The organism is Paraburkholderia sediminicola (assembly GCF_046027355.1).
In the GTDB taxonomy this organism is placed as follows: domain Bacteria; phylum Pseudomonadota; class Gammaproteobacteria; order Burkholderiales; family Burkholderiaceae; genus Paraburkholderia; species Paraburkholderia sediminicola_B.
Map to the genome: position 1 here is coordinate 44,667 of NZ_JAQQEK010000019.1, position 18,281 is coordinate 62,947.

At 59.7% G+C, this 18,281-nt stretch carries 16 protein-coding genes and 1 pseudogene; 11 read left to right on the forward strand and 6 right to left on the reverse strand.

The window, feature by feature from the left end; all coding sequences use genetic code 11:
* Positions 1-49 precede the first annotated feature (49 nt).
* The 9 genes from hpaD (at position 50) to maiA (ending at position 8,541) form a co-directional block, all read left to right on the forward strand.
* A complete protein-coding gene (hpaD, locus tag PQR42_RS28195; protein WP_408494104.1) occupies positions 50-913 on the forward strand; it encodes a 3,4-dihydroxyphenylacetate 2,3-dioxygenase in 864 nt (287 codons plus the stop codon).
* Positions 914-934: 21 nt separating this feature from the next.
* Positions 935-1,336: a 5-carboxymethyl-2-hydroxymuconate Delta-isomerase gene (locus PQR42_RS28200; RefSeq protein WP_408494106.1), complete on the forward strand. Its 402-nt coding sequence runs from the start codon at positions 935-937 to the stop codon at positions 1,334-1,336.
* Between the two features lie 20 nt (positions 1,337-1,356).
* The gene (gene hpaH / locus PQR42_RS28205; RefSeq protein ID WP_408494108.1) at positions 1,357-2,160 is read left to right on the forward strand and encodes a 2-oxo-hept-4-ene-1,7-dioate hydratase; all 804 of its coding nucleotides are present in this window, start codon (positions 1,357-1,359) and stop codon (positions 2,158-2,160) included.
* 20 nt (positions 2,161-2,180) lie between these two features.
* Positions 2,181-2,984 carry a 4-hydroxy-2-oxoheptanedioate aldolase gene (gene hpaI / locus PQR42_RS28210; RefSeq protein ID WP_408494110.1) on the forward strand — a complete coding sequence of 268 codons (804 nt, stop codon included), beginning with the start codon at positions 2,181-2,183 and terminating at the stop codon, positions 2,982-2,984.
* Between the two features lie 294 nt (positions 2,985-3,278).
* Complete coding sequence (locus tag PQR42_RS28215; RefSeq protein ID WP_408494112.1) at positions 3,279-4,961, forward strand: FAD-dependent oxidoreductase; 1,683 nt, start codon at positions 3,279-3,281, stop codon at positions 4,959-4,961.
* Between the two features lie 6 nt (positions 4,962-4,967).
* Positions 4,968-5,195 carry a DUF2783 domain-containing protein gene (locus PQR42_RS28220; RefSeq protein WP_408494114.1) on the forward strand — a complete coding sequence of 76 codons (228 nt, stop codon included), beginning with the start codon at positions 4,968-4,970 and terminating at the stop codon, positions 5,193-5,195.
* 30 nt (positions 5,196-5,225) lie between these two features.
* Positions 5,226-6,560, forward strand: a complete 1,335-nt coding sequence (gene hmgA / locus PQR42_RS28225; protein WP_408494116.1) for a homogentisate 1,2-dioxygenase — start codon at positions 5,226-5,228, stop codon at positions 6,558-6,560.
* Positions 6,557-7,864: a fumarylacetoacetase gene (gene fahA, locus PQR42_RS28230; RefSeq protein WP_408494118.1), complete on the forward strand. Its 1,308-nt coding sequence runs from the start codon at positions 6,557-6,559 to the stop codon at positions 7,862-7,864. The genes hmgA and fahA overlap by 4 nt, the downstream gene beginning before the upstream one ends.
* Positions 7,861-8,541 (forward strand): maleylacetoacetate isomerase, encoded by a 681-nt coding sequence (gene maiA / locus PQR42_RS28235; protein WP_408494120.1) that lies wholly within the window; start codon positions 7,861-7,863, stop codon positions 8,539-8,541. The genes fahA and maiA overlap by 4 nt, the downstream gene beginning before the upstream one ends.
* A gap of 34 nt (positions 8,542-8,575) precedes the next feature.
* Here maiA and PQR42_RS28240 read toward each other — a convergent pair whose 3' ends face one another.
* Positions 8,576-9,430 (reverse strand): IclR family transcriptional regulator, encoded by an 855-nt coding sequence (locus PQR42_RS28240; protein ID WP_408494122.1) that lies wholly within the window; start codon positions 9,428-9,430, stop codon positions 8,576-8,578.
* Positions 9,431-9,434: 4 nt separating this feature from the next.
* On the reverse strand, positions 9,435-10,235 hold the full coding sequence (locus tag PQR42_RS28245; RefSeq protein ID WP_408494124.1) for an IclR family transcriptional regulator: 801 nt from the start codon (positions 10,233-10,235) through the stop codon (positions 9,435-9,437).
* A gap of 168 nt (positions 10,236-10,403) precedes the next feature.
* Here PQR42_RS28245 and PQR42_RS28250 point away from each other — a divergent pair, with 168 nt between their 5' ends.
* On the forward strand, positions 10,404-11,363 hold the full coding sequence (locus PQR42_RS28250) for an MBL fold metallo-hydrolase (protein ID WP_408494126.1): 960 nt from the start codon (positions 10,404-10,406) through the stop codon (positions 11,361-11,363).
* A 125-nt stretch (positions 11,364-11,488) separates the two neighbouring features.
* Entirely contained in the window at positions 11,489-12,814 is a 1,326-nt protein-coding gene (locus PQR42_RS28255) for an MFS transporter (protein WP_408494128.1), read from the forward strand.
* Positions 12,815-13,239: 425 nt separating this feature from the next.
* On the opposite strand, the pseudogene PQR42_RS28260 reads toward PQR42_RS28255, so the two are convergent.
* From PQR42_RS28260 to PQR42_RS28275, 4 genes and pseudogenes are all read right to left on the reverse strand, one after another.
* Positions 13,240-13,524: pseudogene (locus tag PQR42_RS28260) on the reverse strand (SDR family oxidoreductase); the annotation flags it as partial.
* Positions 13,525-13,715: 191 nt separating this feature from the next.
* On the reverse strand, positions 13,716-14,777 hold the full coding sequence (locus PQR42_RS28265) for a porin (protein WP_408494130.1): 1,062 nt from the start codon (positions 14,775-14,777) through the stop codon (positions 13,716-13,718).
* Between the two features lie 680 nt (positions 14,778-15,457).
* The gene (locus tag PQR42_RS28270) at positions 15,458-16,459 is read right to left on the reverse strand and encodes a helix-turn-helix domain-containing protein (RefSeq protein ID WP_408494132.1); all 1,002 of its coding nucleotides are present in this window, start codon (positions 16,457-16,459) and stop codon (positions 15,458-15,460) included.
* A gap of 651 nt (positions 16,460-17,110) precedes the next feature.
* On the reverse strand, positions 17,111-18,235 hold the full coding sequence (locus PQR42_RS28275) for an alpha-hydroxy-acid oxidizing protein (protein ID WP_408494134.1): 1,125 nt from the start codon (positions 18,233-18,235) through the stop codon (positions 17,111-17,113).
* Positions 18,236-18,281 lie beyond the last annotated feature (46 nt).

Below are 18,281 nucleotides of genomic sequence, written 5' to 3' on the forward strand. Positions count from 1 at the left end.
TTGCGCGCTAGGGCATCACGCTTCGCGCCACACAGAACAGGAGACCGCGATGGGCAAACTCGCATTGGCAGCAAAAGTGACTCACGTCCCGTCGTTGTATCTGTCCGAACTCGACGGTCCGCATAAAGGCTGCCGTCAGTCGGCGATCGACGGCCATCATGAAATCGGCCGGCGTTGCCGCGAACTGGGCGTCGATACGATCGTCGTGTTCGACGTACATTGGCTCGTGAACAGCGAATACCACATCAATTGCGCCTCGAAGTTCGAAGGCGTCTACACGAGCAACGAACTGCCGCATTTCATCAGGAACATGCCGTACGCGTATCCGGGCAATGTCGAACTCGGCAACCTGATCGCGGAAGTCGCCAACGAAATGGGCGTGAAAAGCCGCGCGCACAGCGAGACCACGCTCGAACTCGAATACGGCACGCTGGTGCCGATGCGTTATATGAATGGTGATCAGCACTTCAAGACCGTGTCGGTCGCGGGGTGGTGCATGTGGCACGACCTCGACACCAGCGCGCGCTTCGGCCTCGCGGTGCGCAGGGCCATTGAAGAGCGTTATGACGGTACCGTGGCGATTCTGGCGAGCGGATCGCTCAGCCACCACTTCGCCAACAACGGCACAGCCGAGCAGTTCATGCATAGGGTGTGGAATCCGTTTCTCGAACAGATGGACCGCAAGGTGGTCGACTTGTGGGAAGCCGGCGACTGGAAGACCTTCTGCGAGATGCTGCCGCTCTATGACGAGAAATGCTGGGGCGAAGGCGGCATGCACGACACCGCGATGCTGCTCGGCACGCTCGGTTGGGATCGTTACGACGGCAAGGTGGAAGTCGTCACGCCGTACTTCGGCAGTTCCGGCACCGGTCAGATCAATGCGATCTTCCCCGTTACGCCGCTGCCCGCCTGAATACCAAGCAAGGAGTTCACTGTGCCGCATCTGACACTTGAATACAGCGCCAATCTCGCCGGCGCGGAAAGCATCGGCCAATTGTGCCACGCGCTCGCGCAGTGCCTCGACACGCAACGCGAGAACGAACAGCGAATCTATCCGCTCGGCGGCATCCGCGTGCGCGCGTTGCGCTGCGAACGGTACTGCATCGCCGATGGCCGCGCCGACGCCGCGTTCCTGCACGCGAACCTGAAGATCGGCGCAGGCCGCTCCGAGGCCGCGAAAAAGACCACCGGCGACGCGCTATTCGCGCTGATCAAGCAGCACTTCGCCACTGAATTCGAACAGCACGGTCTGGCGTTGTCGCTGGAGATCAACGAATTCAGCGAAGCCGGTACGTGGAAACACAACAACCTGCATGCACGCCTGAAGGCTGAATAGCGGCACTGAGAGAATCCATCATGCTAGACGAACAGACTATCCGCGACCTCGCGGCACAACTTGACCACGCCGAGAAAACGCGCACGCAACTGCGCCACTTCTCCGCCTCCTATCCGCAGATGACCGTGCAGGACGGCTACGCGATTCAACGCGAGTGGGTCAAGCTCAAGCTCGCCGAAGGCCACGTGATCAAGGGCCGCAAAATCGGCCTCACCTCGCGCGCGATGCAGCGTTCGTCGCAGATCGACGAGCCCGACTACGCGCCGCTGCTCGACAGCATGTTCATCGAAAACGGCCAGGACATTCGCGCGGACCGTTTCATTGCGCCGCGCGTGGAAGTGGAACTGGCGTTCGTGTTGAGCAAGCCGTTGAAGGGTCCCGGCGTCACGCTGTTCGATGTGCTGGACGCGACTGCTTACGTGACGCCTGCCGTGGAAATCATCGACGCGCGCATCGAACAGTTCGACCGCGAAACCAGGGCGCCGCGCAAGGTCTACGACACGATCTCCGACTTTGCCGCGAATGCGGGCATCGTGCTGGGCGGCCGTCCCGTGCGTCCACTGGATGTCGACCTGCGCTGGGTCGGCGCATTGCTCTACAAAAACGGCGCCGTGGAAGAAAGCGGCCTCGCTGCCGCGGTGCTGAATCACCCTGCCACTGGCGTCGCATGGCTCGCCAACAAGATCGCTCCATACGACGAAGTCCTGAACGCGAACGACGTGATCCTGAGCGGCTCCTTCACGAGCCCGATCCCGGCGAGAGCGGGCGACACCTTCCACGTCGACTATGGCCCGCTGGGCGGCATTGGTTTGAATTTCATCTGAGCTCATTTGAGTTGATCGACATGTCTCTACCGCAAAACACATTCAAGCGTGCGCTAGCAGAGGGCAAACCACAATTCGGCTTATGGGCGGCACTTGCCGACGCCTACGTGACCGAACTGCTGGCCACGGCTGGCTTCGACTGGTTGTTGATCGACAACGAGCACGCACCGAACGATATCCGCAGCACGCTGGCGCAATTGCAGGCTGTGGCCGCCTACGCATCGCATCCGGTGGTGCGTCCCGTACGAAGCGACAGCGCGTTGATCAAGCAATTGCTCGACATAGGCGCCCAAACCTTGTTGCTCCCGATGATCGACACGGCCGACCAGGCCACCGAAGCCGTCGCGGCGACGCGCTACCCGCCCCTGGGCATTCGCGGCGTGGGAAGTGCGTTGGCACGGGCATCCCGTTGGAACCGGATACCGGACTACCTGAGCACGGCGGCGCAGGAGCTATGCGTACTGGTCCAGGTAGAAACGGTGCAGGGGATGGAGAATCTGTCGGCGATCGCCGTGGTGGAAGGCGTTGACGGTGTGTTTTTCGGTCCATCGGACCTCAGCGCGTCAATGGGGCTGCTCGGCCAACCCGGCGACACCCGAGTGCGCGAAGCGATTCGCAACGGCATCCAGACCGTCCTGCGCGCAGGCAAAGCGGCCGGCGTGCTCGCGCCCGATCCGGGGATTGCCGCCGACTACCTCGAAGCGGGCGCGACCTTTGTGGCCGTCGGCACGGACACAGGTCTGCTCAGCAAGGCGGCCGCCGATCTCGCGGTCTCTTACAAACAGACGGCAAGCCCAGCTTCCGCGCCCAGCGGCGGCTACTAAACCTCCTCCGGAGCGCGCGTCATCATCGCGCGCATGCCCCGCTCCGCCGCAACGTCGGCACGCATCTTATCCCCATTTGCTTCTGCTGGACGCCACCGTCGCGCTCGTTGAACAACAGGCGCGCCAACGGACTGCGCACGCGCCAAGAACCAGCCAGTCGTCGTCACCGCAAGTGCGCCAGCCGCATTAGGGTAAACACAGATTCCTGCGCGTCGAAAGCTTTATAGAATGACAACATTAGCGAGGAGCAATAATGCTTGCTATAGATTAATATTCGCAGCAAACGGAGACGTCATGCAGATCGACTATCAAGCGCTCAAATTCGATTATGAGCGAGCCGCCGACCACGATGCTTTAACGCCGGCCCCCTATCCGGTCGTCGTCATCGGGGCCGGCCCGGTGGGGCTGAGCGCGGCGATCGATCTGGCCCAGCAGGGTATTCGTACGATTCTCGTCGACAACGACGACACCCTGTCGAGCGGTTCGCGCGCGATCTGCTTTGCGAAGCGCACGCTGGAGATTTTCGACCGGCTCAGTTGCGGCGCGCAGATGGTCGAGAAAGGCGTGAGCTGGAACGTCGGCAAGGTGTTCCTGCATGACGAACTGATCTACACGTTCAACCTGCTGCCGGAGACCGGTCATGCGCACCCGGCGTTCATCAACCTGCAGCAGTACTACGTCGAAGGCTATCTGGCGGACCGCGCGAAAGAGACGCCGAATCTGCAGATGCGCTGGAAGAGCAACGTCATCGGTCTGACCCAGCACGACGGCTATGTCGAGTTGCAGGTTGAAACACCGGACGGCATCTATTCGATGCGCGCGCAGTATGTGATCGCCGCCGACGGCGCACGCAGCGCGGTGCGCAAGGCGCTTGGCCTCGACAGCCACGGGCGTACCTTCAAGGACCGGTTCCTGATCGCCGACGTGAAAATGAAGGCGCCGTTTCCCACCGAACGCTGGTTCTGGTTCGACCCGCCCTTTCACCGCAATCAGTCGGTCCTGTTGCACCGGCAACCCGACAACGTCTGGCGAATCGATTTCCAGCTCGGCTGGGACGCTGACCCGGTCGCGGAAAAGCAGCCGGAGAAGGTGATCCCGCGCGTGAAAGTGCTGCTTGGCGAAGATACTGAATTCGAGCTCGAATGGGTCAGCGTCTATACGTTTTCGTGTCTGCGTATGGACAGCTTCCGGCACGGTCGTGTGCTGTTCGCCGGCGATTCGGCACACGGCGTGTCGCCATTTGGCGCCCGTGGTGCGAATAGCGGCGTGCAGGACGCCGACAACCTCGCGTGGAAGCTGCGGCTGGTGGTCAACGGTGACGCGCCGCCGGCGCTGCTCGATACGTATGCCTCCGAGCGCGAGTACGCCGCAGACGAAAACATCCTGAACTCGTCGCGCGCCACTGACTTCATCACGCCCAAGAGCGCGATTTCCCGCATGTTCCGCGACGCGACGCTGAAGCTCGCGAAGGATTGCCCGTTTGCGCGACGCCTCGTCAACAGCGGCCGCCTGTCGGTGCCGGCGGTGCTGCGCGACTCGCCCCTGAATTCGCCCGACGCCGCCGCTGATGCCTTCTCCTGTGCGATGGTGCCAGGCGCAGTCTGCACCGATGCGCCCGTCAAGGTGAATGGCGACGATGCATGGTTCCTCAATCAGACGGGACATGGCGGCTTCACAGGCGTGCGTTTCTGCGGCCTCGGCGACGATCTTTCTCAGTGTGCCGAACAGCTTGCCGTGCTCGCGAGCCTTGCGGTCCCGGTTCGCGCGTTGATCGTCGTGCCGCCCGGTGCTGCCGTGATCCATGTGCCGGGTGCCACGGTGGTTGAGGACATCGAAGGGATCGTCACGCATCGGTTCGATGCCCGGCCAGGCACCTTCTACCTGGTGCGCCCCGACCAGCATGTCTGTGCGCGCTGGCGCTCCTTCGATACCGCTGCCATCGCAACGGCCGTCAACCGCGCAACCTGCAACGGATAAACCACCATGAACACGCTGAACATTGAGACGAACCTCGCAGATCCCGACGCGTTCTACGAAATGCTCATTGACGCGCACAACGGACTGACCGACGAGGAAAGCCACTTCATGAATGCGAAGCTGGTGCTGCTGCTTGCGAACCATATCGGCGACGCCGAGGTCCTGCGCGACGCCCTGTCCTGTGCGCGCACAGGCGTGGCGCACGACGACACCGCGACCGGACAACCGCACTGACCGCACACTTGCCGTTCCACGGAGAAGCCTATGCAGGAAACACCACATGGACTGACGAGGGCCGCCGGTAACGGCTACCAGTCCGGATTTAGCAATGAGTTTGCGACCGAAGCGCTGGAAGGCGTGCTGCCCGTTGGCCGCAACTCGCCACAGCAGGTTGCTAAGGGACTCTACGCCGAGCAGTTGTCGGGCACCGCGTTCACGGCACCACGCGCCCACAACCGCCGGTCGTGGCTCTACCGGATTCGCCCCGCGGCTGTCCACAAGCCGTTTACGCGGATCGCCAATGACCGGTTGACCGGCGACTTCTCGACCGTTCCCACCACCCCGCCCAATCAGCTGCGCTGGGACCCGCTGCCGATGCCCGACACGCCGGTGGATTTCGTCGACTCGTTGATCACGATGGCCGGCAATGGCTCGGTGGCATCGATGAGCGGTTGCGCGATTCATCTGTACGCGGCTAACGCTTCGATGCACGACCGTTTCTTTTATTCCGCCGACGGTGAACTTCTGATCGTGCCCCAGCAAGGCCGTCTGACAATCGCGACAGAACTCGGTGTGGTCGAAGTGGAACCGTTCGAGATTGCTGTGATTCCGCGTGGCGTGCGATTTTCGGTCGCGCTGCCGGATGGACAGGCGCGTGGCTACGTCTGCGAGAATTTCGGCGCGTTGCTTGCCTTACCGGATCTAGGTCCGATCGGTTCTAACGGCCTCGCCAATCCGCGCGACTTCCTGACGCCTAGGGCTACATTCGAAGATCGTGAAGGCAAGTTCGAACTCGTTGCCAAATTCGACGGGCATCTGTGGCGCGCCGATATCGGGCACTCACCGCTTGATGTCGTCGCATGGCACGGCAACTACGCGCCGTACAAATACGATTTGCGCCATTTCAACACGATCGGTTCGATCAGTTTCGACCATCCGGATCCTTCCATCTTTCTGGTGCTGCAATCGCCGAGCGACACGCCGGGCGTTCACTCGCTCGACTTCGTGATCTTCCCGCCGCGCTGGCTGGTTGCTGAAGATACCTTCCGTCCGCCCTGGTTTCACCGCAACGTCGCGAGCGAGTTCATGGGCCTCGTGCATGGCGCCTATGACGCGAAGGAGGAAGGCTTCGTGCCGGGTGGCGCAAGCCTGCATAACTGTATGTCGGGGCATGGTCCGGATGCGGAAACGTTCAGGAAAGCATCCGGCTCCGACACAACGAAACCGCACAAGGTGGACGACACGATGGCATTCATGTTCGAGACGCCTCGCGTGATTCGCCCTACCGCATTTGCTCTCGAGACATCGCAGTTGCAGGCCGAGTATTTCGAATGCTGGCAGGGTCTGCGCAAGCATTTCAACGCGGGGACGCAGGCATGAGCACCCCCAATCCAATGGACTGGCAGACAGCCAACGCCGCGCATCGCAAGAGCTGGGTCGCGGCGGCGAACGATCCCATCAGTAATTTTCCGATCCAGAACCTGCCGTTCGGCGTGTTTAGCGATCGCCGGAATGTGAACCCACGTGTCGGCGTCGCGATCGGCGACCTGATCCTCGACCTCGCTGTGCTTGCCGGGAACGGGCTGTTGACGCAAAGCCGCGATGTATTTGCGTGTTCGTCGCTGAACCGCTTTATCGCGCTCGGACAGGCTGAGTGGCGCGCAGCGCGTCTGCAGATCTCGTTGCTGCTCGACGCCAATAGCGCGCGGCTGCGCGACGACGCGGCGCTGCGTGAGCAAGCGCTGGTCGCCCAGGCGGATTCCCGCATGCATTTGCCCGTCGATATCCCTGGTTATACGGATTTCTATTCGTCGAAAGAACACGCGACCAACGTCGGCTCGATGTTTCGCGACCCCAAGACCGCGCTCCTGCCGAACTGGCTCGAAATCCCGATTGGCTACAACGGGCGCGCATCGTCGGTGATTGTGAGCGAGACACCAATCAGGCGTCCGAACGGCCAGATCAAACTGCCGGAGAGCGATCGACCGGTATTCGGTCCCTGCCGGAAGCTCGATATCGAACTGGAGACGGGCTTTATCGTCGGCGCAAACACGGCGCTCGGCGAGCCGATCGCCTGCGATCAGGCGGAAGCGCATATCTTTGGCATGGTGCTGCTCAATGACTGGAGTGCCCGCGACATCCAGCAATGGGAATACGTGCCGCTCGGTCCGTTCAATTCGAAGGGGTTCGCCACCACCATTTCACCGTGGATCGTCACGCTCGACGCCTTCGATCCCTTCCGTTGCGCGCAGCCTGAACAGAGTCCCGAGCCGTTGCCGTATCTTCGTCACGCAGGTGACCACGGATTCGATATCCACCTCGAAGTCGATCTGCTCGGCGCCGGAGAGCGTGCGGCCAGCACGATTGCGCGAACCAACTTCAGGTACATGTACTGGACCATGGCCCAGCAACTCACGCATCACACCGCCTCCGGGTGCAACGTCCGGGTGGGCGACCTGATGGGCTCGGGAACGATCAGCGGGCCGACCGCGGATTCATGCGGCTCGCTACTTGAATCGACGTGGAACGGCCAGCGTCCCCTCACCTTGCCCTCCGGCAACAACCGGACCTTCCTGCAGGACGGCGACGAAGTGGTGTTGCGCGGCTGGTGTCAGGGCGACGGTTACCGGGTGGGCTTCGGAACCTGTTCGGGGAAGGTCCTTGCTGCACCGGAGCTGGCATGAGCGATCTTACGCTGCACGGCTACTTTCGCAGTTCGGCGTCGTACCGGGTGCGGATCGCGTTGGCGTTGAAGTCGATTGCCTTCGATCAGGCGCCCGTCCACCTGGTCCGCGCCGGCGGCGAGCAATTGCAGGCCGCCTACCGGTCGATCAATCCTGATGGCCTGGTGCCGGCGCTCACGCATACCGTCGATGGCGACACGCACGTGCTGACGCAGTCGCTGGCGATCGTCGAATACCTCGACGAGGTGTACCCCGACCCGCCGTTGCTGCCGGCTACTGCGCTCGATCGTGCGTACGTGCGATCCGTGGCACTACAGGTGGCGTGCGAAATTCATCCGGTCGATAACCTGCGCGTCCTCAAATATCTGACGCAAACGATTGGGGCAACGGACGAGCAGAAGACCGCCTGGTACCAACACTGGATCGATCTTGGTTTCCGCTCGCTGGAAGCACGCCTGGCGTCGGACCGGCGCGTCGGCAAGCTCGTATTCGGTGACTCGCCAACCCTCGCCGATCTCTGCCTCGTTCCGCAAGTCTGGAATGCGCGGCGCTTTAACGTACCGCTCGACGCCTACCCGACCATTGTCAGGTTAGCGGACCATGCCATGAGCCTTCCCGAGTTCGCGGCAGCCGAGCCGTCCGTGCAGCCCGATGCGGAGTCGCCGCGCCCGCATTGATCCGGCGCCAGTCAACCGCGGCGAGCGCCCGACCTCAATCGCCGATCCAGCCGAAGCGCCATGACAGCCGCCGCGTCGCAGCGAGCAATGTTTGAGCGGTCTCGCCGCGCAGGCTGTGGTTGAAGCTTCCCGTCGGGCCGATCAGCGCGATCACCAGTGCGATGCTGCCGGTGTGATCGAACACCGGCGCGGCCAGTGTGCCGATTCCGGGCACCGGCGCATCGAACGCGCCATCCACGCCCTCTTCCCGGATCTGGGTCCGCCGCCCCTGATAGTCCGCGGCCAACGACGGCGCGTCTTTCCTGTGCGGCACCATGACATCGGCGGGCTGTGCGCCGGCCAGCCGGATGGATTCCTGCGGCAGAAGACCGATCAGCACGTCTTCAGAAAGGTGCGCGGCAAACACACGCCCAATCGCCGTGTTGACCAGCGACATGACGGTCCCTACGCGCAAGCTGACGTGTTGCGGCCGCACCGACTCTTCAAAGCGGATCACAGTGGGTCCAAGCGGGCCCAGAATCGCCATCGCCACGCTCATCCCGGACTCAGCGGCCAGCGTGGCAATCTCGGGCTCAGCGTCGCGGACCGGCGACATACGCTGCAAGGCGATCAGGCCCAGTTCCATGCCAAGTGGGCCAGCATTGAAAAAGCCCGTCTCGTCACGGCTGAGCAAGCCCACCTTGAGCAGACTCACCAGATGTGGAAACGCCTTGGCGGCGGGCATCCCGGCAGCGGCAGCCAGATCGCGTAACGATAACGGTCGACCTGCGCCAACCAGTGCCAGCAATAGTTCGCCTGTACTGTCGAGCGCGCTGATGCCGCGCTGCGCTTTCGGATCGCTCGCTGGCCGTGCGTCGGGTTCGGAAGTGGCCGGAGATTCTATCTGCATGGTTTCAGGTGGGTTTAACAAGCGCTTCAGTGACGTGCCGGGCGGTCTCCAGCAACTGGCGGGCGACGGGACCATCCCAGCTGACATCGATCGCGCCTGACGAGCCAATCACCGTCAGCGCAAGCTGCATCCGCTGCGCCGCATCGAATACCGGCACGCTCAGACTGCTGATGCCTGGACTCGGCGCATCGATACCCCGTTCGATGCCGCGCTTGCGGATCGTATAGAAGCGCGCTTGCGATTGCGAGTCGAGTTCGAGCGATTGACTGCTGGCCATTTCCGCAACCTGCTCCGGCGTGAAAAACGCACAGAAGATGCGACCCGTCGACGTGGTCTCAAGCGACATTACGGTGCCGAGGTGGAGATTCACGTGCAGCGGAAAACCGCCGCGCTCATACCGGACGATGGTCGGTCCCTGAGCCCCCGCTACGCAGATTGCCACGCTGAAGCCAATTCGTTCGGCCAGCGCGGCGGCGTACGGCTCGGCGACGCGGTACACAGGCTGCTGCTCGATGTGCATGAGCCCGAGGCGCAGCGAAAGCGGACCGGGTTCGTAATTGCCGGTCAGCGCATCCCGTTTGACGAGGCCCAGCCGCGTCAGACTCACGAGATACGTATGGGCCTGCGCCGACGAGAGTTGCGCCGCGACTGCCAGCTCGGTCAGCCCCAACGACCCACGCTGCCGGGCGAGTACTTCGAGCAGACGGCCGCCTACCTCGACACTCTGAATGCCCCGTTGCTTTTTTTCGACTGACGTATCAGCGGCCGTGTCATTTGAACCTTGTTCAGCTGGGGATTTAACCAATTCGGCGCCTCGCGATGGAAGAGAGAGATGGTATCCGATTGCCGGCACTCGCCCAACAAACGGAGTTTACCCCAATTTATCTATAGGCAAGGTGTTTTGCTATTGACAAATATTGGGACCACGACGACCATTGAGCTATCCCCAACAAGTTGTGCAACGGAGATAGACATGGCGAAGGCTTTTGCATCCCAGGCTGACCTGGAAGAGAAGAAGATCACGTGGACCAAATTGTCCGAAAACGCGTATGCGTACACGGCGGAAGGCGACCCGAATTCCGGTGTAATCATTGGCGACGACGGTGTGCTGATCGTCGATACGACGGCCACGCCCGCAATGGCGCAGGACCTGATTGCGAAGATCCGCAGCGTGACCGACAAGCCCATCAAATACGTCGTGCTGTCGCACTATCACGCGGTGCGCGTGCTGGGCGCCTCGGCATATTTCGAACAAGGCGCACAACAGGTGATCGCGAGCCGCGGCACGTACGAGATGATCGTTGAGCGCGGCGAAGCGGATATGAAGTCGGAAATCGAACGCTTCCCGCGTCTCTTCGCGGGTGTCGAAACGGTGCCGGGCCTGACGTGGCCAACGCTCGTGTTTGAAAAAGAAATGACGTTGTTTCTCGGCAAGCTCGAAGTGCGCATCGCGCATCTGGGCGCGGGTCACACAAAGGGCGATACTGTCGTGTGGCTGCCGTCGCAGAAGGTGCTGTTCTCCGGCGATCTGGTCGAATACGACGCAGCCTGCTATTGCGGCGACGCTCAACTCGAACAATGGCCGGCCACGCTCGAAGCGCTGCGCGCGCTGAAAGCCGACAAGCTGGTGCCGGGCCGCGGTCCCGCATTGACCACACCGGAAGACGTCAACAAAGGCCTCGATTACACGAGAGACTTCGTCACAACGCTGCTGCAATCGGGCCGCGAAGCCTTCGAGCAGAAACTCGACCTGAAGGGCGCGATGGCTCATACGCGTAAGGCGATGGACCCGAAGTTCGGCCAGGTATTCATCTACGAGCATTGCCTGCCGTTTGATGTATCGCGCGCCTTTGATGAAGCGAGTGGCATCACCCATCCGCGCGTCTGGACCGCGCAGCGCGACAAGGACATGTGGGCCGCGCTGCAGGACTGATCGCCCTCGCCAAAACCCGGGAAAGGCCTTCAGGTCTTTCACCTCCCCGTTCATCACATGAAGGCGCACAGACGCCTCGGGCGTGCTCGTCTCAACCCAGGCGTGCAGCGCACATGGAGCGAGACATGCAGAATTCCATCGATGGCAACGCCATCCTTCAAGCCACGCCGGTCGCGACCGACCATCTGATGTTTAAAAAGATCGCGTGGCGCATTATCCCGTTTCTGTTTCTTTGCTACGTCGTGTCCTTTCTGGACCGCATCAACATCGGCTTCGCGCAATTGCAGATGAAGCACGACCTCGGCTTCAGCGACGCCATGTACGGGCTCGGCGCGGCCGTGTTCTACATCGGCTATGTCCTGTGCGAAGTACCCAGCAATATTCTGCTGGCGAGATACGGCGCGCGCAAAACCTTCATGCGCATCATGCTTTTATGGGGCATCGCCTCCATGTGCATGATGTTCGTGTCGAAACCCGCGCACTTCTATGTGCTGCGCTTCATGCTGGGCGTGTTCGAGGCGGGTTTCTTTCCGGGCATCGTGCTGTATCTGACGTACTGGTTTCCCGCCAATCGCCGGGCGGCGGTCATTTCAGTGTTTTTTGCGGGCGTTGCGGTAGCCGGCGTACTGGGCGGATTGTTCTCCGGCTGGATCATGCGCGACATGGGCGGCGTCATGGGCCTGTTCGGCTGGCAATGGATGTTTGTGATCGAAGGAGCGCCTGCCGTGATCCTCGCGTTCCTCACGTGGCGCTATCTGGTCGACAAGCCCCACGACGCGCGGTGGCTCACGCCCACTGAACGGGACCGGCTCGTCGCGCTGTGCGCTCACGGACTGCTGAAGGACAACACGCATGACAGCCGCAGCTTTGCTGCCGCGTTGCTCAACCCGCGCGTTTATCTGTTCGCCTTCATCTACTTCTCGCTCACGTGCGCATCACTAACGCTCAACTTCTGGATGCCGCTGATGATCCGCGATTTCGGCATCACGGATGTCGTATCGGTCAGTCTCTACACCGTCGTGCCCAATGCGATCGGCGCCGTCGGCCTGATACTGATTGCCCGCCGTTCAGATCGAACCGGCGAGCGTCGCAGGCATTTCGCGTTTTGCACCATTGGCGGAGGTCTCGCACTTGCCGCATTGACGCTGCATCTTGCAAGCTTTCCTGCCATGCTGGCCATCCTGTCGCTGGCTGCCGTGTTCATCTTCGCAGCGCTACCGATCTTCTGGTCCGTGCCGACGAGCTATCTTTCAGGCAAAGCCGCCGCTTCGGGAATCGCTTTTATCAGCAGTATCGGGATCACTAGCGGTATCGTCAGTCCGTGGGTTATCGGTCAGATTCGCACGAGTACGGGCAGTATGGATCTCGCTGTCTACCTCCTTGCAGGCCTGCTGGTATTGAGCGGCGTGTCGTTGATGTTGGGCGTCAAGGCGGAGGCTGCAAAGCGTTAAACCGTGACGCGCAGTGTGATCCCACCCGGCCTGGACATGATGAGCATGCCCGGGCCGCGCGTCGTTAGAAGTTGGTGTGAACGTGATCGTTCCGCTTGCGCGCAGGCACAGTTGGCGCGAGGTGAAGGCATTCTTCAAAACGGTCGCAGCGCAAATGGCGGGCGTGCTGCCCTTCGGTCCCCGCCGTCTCTGGCCCCGCAGGTCCACACCCGCAACATCGTATCGAACCGCCGCGTGAGGATGCCCTCGTCCCAATACGGGATATGCGAAATGTGTGCCATTCTGTCGTCTTGCGGCGTCAAGCAGAATTCACGCGGCGCACCGCCTATCACATCAACAGCAGAACCTTGCAACTCTAGCGCCTTGTCATAGGCGCCAGAGCCTCGAACTTTTCAGACCGTGCCTTTCGTGCCCTGGACTGACTCCTAACCCATATGCAGGCCTCCGTTCAGCGAGAAGTCAGCGCCAGTAGCGAAGCCTGCTTCGTTGCTGGCAAGCCACGAGACAATCGAGGCAATCTCGGTAGCTTCCCCGAGTCTCCGTACCGGAATGCTCTGGACGATTGCATCCAGTACTTCCGGACGGACTGCACGCACCATATCGGTTCCGATGTACCCGGGGGATACCGTATTCACGATGATGCCCTTCGTTGCAACCTCCTGGGCAAGCGACATCGTGAACCCATGAATCCCCGCTTTGGCGGTCGCGTGCGCACCACATGGGAAACCCTTCGGTCGCCATTCGATTCCACCTGGATGATTTTTTCTCTTCGTCAGCTTGTAGTCTGTCTCGAAAACTTGGGAACCTGCAGTCCGTGCTCCATGACGCGCACAAAAACCCAGGCTCCGTCCGAAATCGCCGATAGCCGATCCAACCTCGCCTTCACAGCTATCAGTCGCTGTCAGAAATAATGTCGAATGCCGATGTTCACGCCGGTAGTACCGCCTTGCGGCAAACCCATGATCTGGCCTGGCGCGTTTGCGGCGATACCGGTTCCCATGGTCCCTCGATTTTCAACATAGGCGGCCTGAGCATACAGTGTCGTCCTCGCGGATAACGAATAATTCGCACCTACGGCAACTACAGACGACTGGTTGGGTTTGTGGGCTTTATCGTACACGTAGTAATACGCACCATTCAGAGACAATGCAGGAGTTACGTTCCAGATCAACCCAGCGTCATACACATAGTCGTCAGTGTTAACGCCGGGTGCATTGTTCTGATAGTTGGTCGCTTGCGCCGTCAACTTCACGGGCCCGAGCGTATATTTGAGATCAGCCGTTTTGCCGCGCAGCGAAACAAAACCCGCTCCGTTATCGCGGGCCTGATAGTAAGCAACATCGGCCCCGAAGGACGCCCCCTGGTAGTTCAGCGATGCGCTGATCCGTTGGTTATCCTGAAAGCTTCCGGCAACGCCGCCGGGCGCGAACTCGATGGAAGCCGAGAAGCCACCGACTGTGGGGCTCAGGTATTCAACGGCGTTGCTGTCGAAGATGCCCGAAATGCCGTTGAACCCATTGACGTAGATGGGCAGAATACCTCCGTTATTCAGACCACCACGCGGATCACCGTTGATATTGTTCGTCACGAAGAAGGGCGAAAACTGCAACCCTGCACGAATCCGACCAAAGCCTCCACCAAATTCGAGGTAAGCCTGCCGCCCGAAGAGATTTCCGTTGGAGTTACCAAATCCTCCATTCGTCGTATCGATCCCGCTCTCAATCTTGAATCCCATATGGAGCCCCCCGCCAAGATCCTCCTTCCCGGTCATCCCCCAAAACGATGGGAACGACCCGCCGTCGAGCGCCGAGTACATCTTCCCTCCGTTGCCGGCTGTCTTGGACTGGTAATATAGTCCGGTATCCATATTTCCATATAGCGTCACAGAAGATTGCGCGTGTGCGAAATTGGCGATCACCATCGATACCAAGCCGACTGAAATTACATTAGTAATACGAAACATTACGGATTATCCTCCGGATTGTGAAGTTTGATATTTGTAGGGATTGACTACCCGCTCCTCAGTACCGCTGGATGTGATAGTCCGTGTACAGAAACGATTCGTCTGTTGTGTGCAGGAACAACGGGTTAGTCGAACAGGATTAAGAATTCTGCGCGGGAAAGCACCCTGTGCTCCATGTCGCAGTTGCTTTCGATCTGAATAGGTGTTTATCAGAGGATGATCGCCTAACAGTGTTAGACGTCTAGACAGAAGTCACTGTCTGCACTTCACCTGCCCTAACTCACAGAAATTTGTATTGAAAAGCGAAGCGTGTACCGCAGGCAAACAAGGGAGCAATCAAATGGCAACGGGATTGCCAAAGTGACACAGGAAGCCAACTGCATGCATGGGACGCTATGCAACAGATCGCACGATACTGACTAGCGTCTTGACCAGTTGGCAAACCAGATGTGGGCACCAAGCCTCTCCGTGTACTGATTTTTAGAGGTTCCCAACCAGAGCAGAGCTTTCACTCAGACTTCGAAAATGAAGTGTGGCATACCGTTGGACGCAGTGAACTCCACGTGCCTAGCTCGCATGCGGGCGGACTACCAAGTCTGTTCGATGCGGAGTCGACGCTGAAGATGTCAATTTTCGCCTACCTAAACATCGCCCGCCCAACTAGTTAGGATTACTATCAATCAGCACATCGACCGCGTCGTCGCAGAGGGTATCTCCACATCAACCAACATCTGTTTGCGATATTCGCGTGGTGATAAACCAAACATCGTTTTAAAAGCCTGGCTAAAATGCGTAAGATTGTTGAAGCCCCAAGAAAACGCAATGTCGCCGATTGAACGGGAAATTAAACCTCTGTCCGCGAGGTCTCTGGCGCACTTCTCCAACCTGCGTTCGCGAATGAATCGTTCAACCGGTAGACCGTCGCACGAAAAGACGGTGCTCAAGTATCGCCTCGAAATGCCAAGTTGCTCGGCAACGTCGGTCGGAGACAAGTTTGGGCTGCGCAGATTGCTCTCAATGTATGCCCGTCCACGATACGCGAGGGCGGAACGGGTTGCCGATGCGCGCGGCTCGATCTCATCCATCGTCGACGTAAATGCCATCGAGATCATGTCAATTGCTTGCTCTTCGAGACGAACGGCAACCGGCGCACGGAGTCGTCCAACATCCCGGGCAAATGAACGCAAAAAGTCTCCTGTGATTGCGCCTAGAGGGCTGTCGCCCGACAAAACGGTTGCGGTCAGCCGCTCGACCATGCCGACACGCTGCCGAAGCTGCTTACGAGGCACGAGCAAGACCAACTGCTCCATATCGCCGGGAAAGTCTGCCGAGAAGCATTGCGACGTGTCCAGGAGGGTAATGTCTCCCGGGCGAAGCACCGCCTGTCGGCAATCTTGCTCGACTACAGCAGTCCCTGATCCCTGAACGCACACAAATACGGTTTCATCCCCCATGCCTCCATACCGAGGCGTCGCACGTGCGACGTTGTGTGCCGCAGTCGACAATAAAAACATGCTTGTCGCGCTCATCGATCTGATTTTTATAGAACCATGGAAGCGGTCGCCAACGACCGAAGAACACTCCAGGTTCGTCATCAGACTCGATACCTGACGCGTCCAAAACCCAAGTCGCGCACCGGGAGAAATGTTCTCGGTGGTAACCAAATTTTCCGACTCATTCATGGTCATATCGATCGGCAACCCGAAATTAGAAATTCGCCTTTTGAGCGAAAGCGCGCTCTCTGCGATTCGCTCTCTCCTCGGCGCTTTAGAAGACACGTCGCTAGGACAAAGTCGCAACTACGCCGTGTCAATGAAATCAGGGAGAAGGCGCACAGAGAACTCCTTCGTAAAGCGGCTCGTCTCTCGCTGAAACCCCGAAAGCACCGCCCGATCGAACATGCGTGCCCTCAAGTGATACGCTCGAAAATCGATGACACGGGATACCCGAAGAAGTCTTCTGTTTCCCTGAACTGTATTACTGTACGAACAATCCTGGCATTGGGACCGCCCCTCTTCGTGTAGCGTTCTGAATTGTTCGGGCAAGCCGTAGTTCGCACGCTACGGCCGTTGCTAGACGACACATATGTCGTGAGCGCAAGACGCAACCTCATCATCGACCGACAAAACCTCTGGTTCTTTGCCGTCCGGGAACAAAAGCAATTCTGTGAAAGCAACCTAGGGTCAATCCTTACCTTTATCTAAAACGGGGACACGCCCGATGGGACCGAGAAATAGCGCCGCTCGCGACTGCGCCAAAAAGCCGGAAATGTGTTGATTGACGCCCTCCCGCGTGCGCGCATGCCACCCGGTCATGGAGCGTCGCGCCGCCCACTATGCAGGGCTGCGAGTCACATAGCTACTATTCAACTTGCGTACGGTGCTGCACCCAATGAGGGCCAGCGTCCGATCGATTTCCTGCTTGACTATGCCAATCACTTCGCTCACACCAACTTCCCCTCGGGCGGCTAGTCCGTACAATGTTGCCCGGCCAAGCATGACCGCGTTCGCGCCCAACGCAATCGATTTAACAACGTCGCCCCCCCTGCGCACACCGCTGTCGAGGAGAATGGCCGTCGACGGTGACCTTTCGCGAATGCCCGGCAACACATCCAGAGGAACCGGCAGGTCAGCAAGTTGCCGTCCTCCATGATTGGACAAGATGACACCATCGGCACCGGCCTGAACGCAGCGCGCGACATCTTCGGCAGTCAAGACACCTTTGACGATTAGCTTGCCCCGCCACTCGTCCCGAATGCGGCACAGATCGTCCCAGTTAAAACTCGCGTCCATTTCCCTGCGAAGCAAGGCGGCCTGGGAAGCGATGTCGAGCGTATCCCCTGTCACGAAGTTCTCTAGTTGCGGCATACCGTTTGACAAGTAAGACCATAGCCACCGTGGATGTGTCAGTCCATCAACGGCGGCGCGTGCGCTGAACTTGAATGGCATCGCGAACCCGTTTCGTATATCACGCTCGCGAAACCCGTTGACCGCGACGTCAGTTGTCAGTACCAAAGTCGAGTAGTTCGCAGCACGCGCACGTCGGACAAGGCTGCAGGCAAGGGTTCGGTTGACGACATACAACTGAAACCACAAGTCACCCGTCGCTTGCCTCGCGACCTCCTCGATTGACATGTTGGATGCGGTGGATAGAGCGAAGGGAATGCCCGCTTCTCCGGCCGCGCGTGCGAGAGCCGCGTCCCCGCTGGGCCAGAACGCCGCATTGAGGCCCGTCGGTGCAATTACCAAGGGCGTCGGCAATGTTCGACCGAAAAGGCTGATCGTCTGGTCACGGTGGCTTACGTCGACAAGCCGACTCGGTGTCAATTCCCATCTCTCGAACGCCGCGCGATTGTTTCCTAGACCTGACTCATCGTCAGCCCCCCCTTCCAGATAGTCGAAAACCATTCTGGGAAGACGCCGTTTTGCGGCAGCGCGATAGTCTTTGACCGAGAACATTCTTGAAAATGTAGTGACAGAGAACAAATGTTGTGGGATGTACGAA

Coding starts and splice junctions, on each gene's coding strand:
- hpaD (WP_408494104.1), top strand. CDS start 50: ATGGGCAAACTCGCATTGGCAGCAAAAGTGACTCACGTCCCGTCGTTG.
- hpaH (WP_408494108.1), top strand. CDS start 1,357: ATGCTAGACGAACAGACTATCCGCGACCTCGCGGCACAACTTGACCAC.
- hpaI (WP_408494110.1), top strand. CDS start 2,181: ATGTCTCTACCGCAAAACACATTCAAGCGTGCGCTAGCAGAGGGCAAA.
- PQR42_RS28215 (WP_408494112.1), top strand. CDS start 3,279: ATGCAGATCGACTATCAAGCGCTCAAATTCGATTATGAGCGAGCCGCC.
- PQR42_RS28220 (WP_408494114.1), top strand. CDS start 4,968: ATGAACACGCTGAACATTGAGACGAACCTCGCAGATCCCGACGCGTTC.
- hmgA (WP_408494116.1), top strand. CDS start 5,226: ATGCAGGAAACACCACATGGACTGACGAGGGCCGCCGGTAACGGCTAC.
- fahA (WP_408494118.1), top strand. CDS start 6,557: ATGAGCACCCCCAATCCAATGGACTGGCAGACAGCCAACGCCGCGCAT.
- maiA (WP_408494120.1), top strand. CDS start 7,861: ATGAGCGATCTTACGCTGCACGGCTACTTTCGCAGTTCGGCGTCGTAC.
- PQR42_RS28240 (WP_408494122.1), bottom strand. CDS start 9,430: ATGCAGATAGAATCTCCGGCCACTTCCGAACCCGACGCACGGCCAGCG.
- PQR42_RS28250 (WP_408494126.1), top strand. CDS start 10,404: ATGGCGAAGGCTTTTGCATCCCAGGCTGACCTGGAAGAGAAGAAGATC.
- PQR42_RS28255 (WP_408494128.1), top strand. CDS start 11,489: ATGCAGAATTCCATCGATGGCAACGCCATCCTTCAAGCCACGCCGGTC.
- PQR42_RS28265 (WP_408494130.1), bottom strand. CDS start 14,777: ATGTTTCGTATTACTAATGTAATTTCAGTCGGCTTGGTATCGATGGTG.
- PQR42_RS28270 (WP_408494132.1), bottom strand. CDS start 16,459: ATGAATGAGTCGGAAAATTTGGTTACCACCGAGAACATTTCTCCCGGT.
- PQR42_RS28275 (WP_408494134.1), bottom strand. CDS start 18,235: ATGTTCTCGGTCAAAGACTATCGCGCTGCCGCAAAACGGCGTCTTCCC.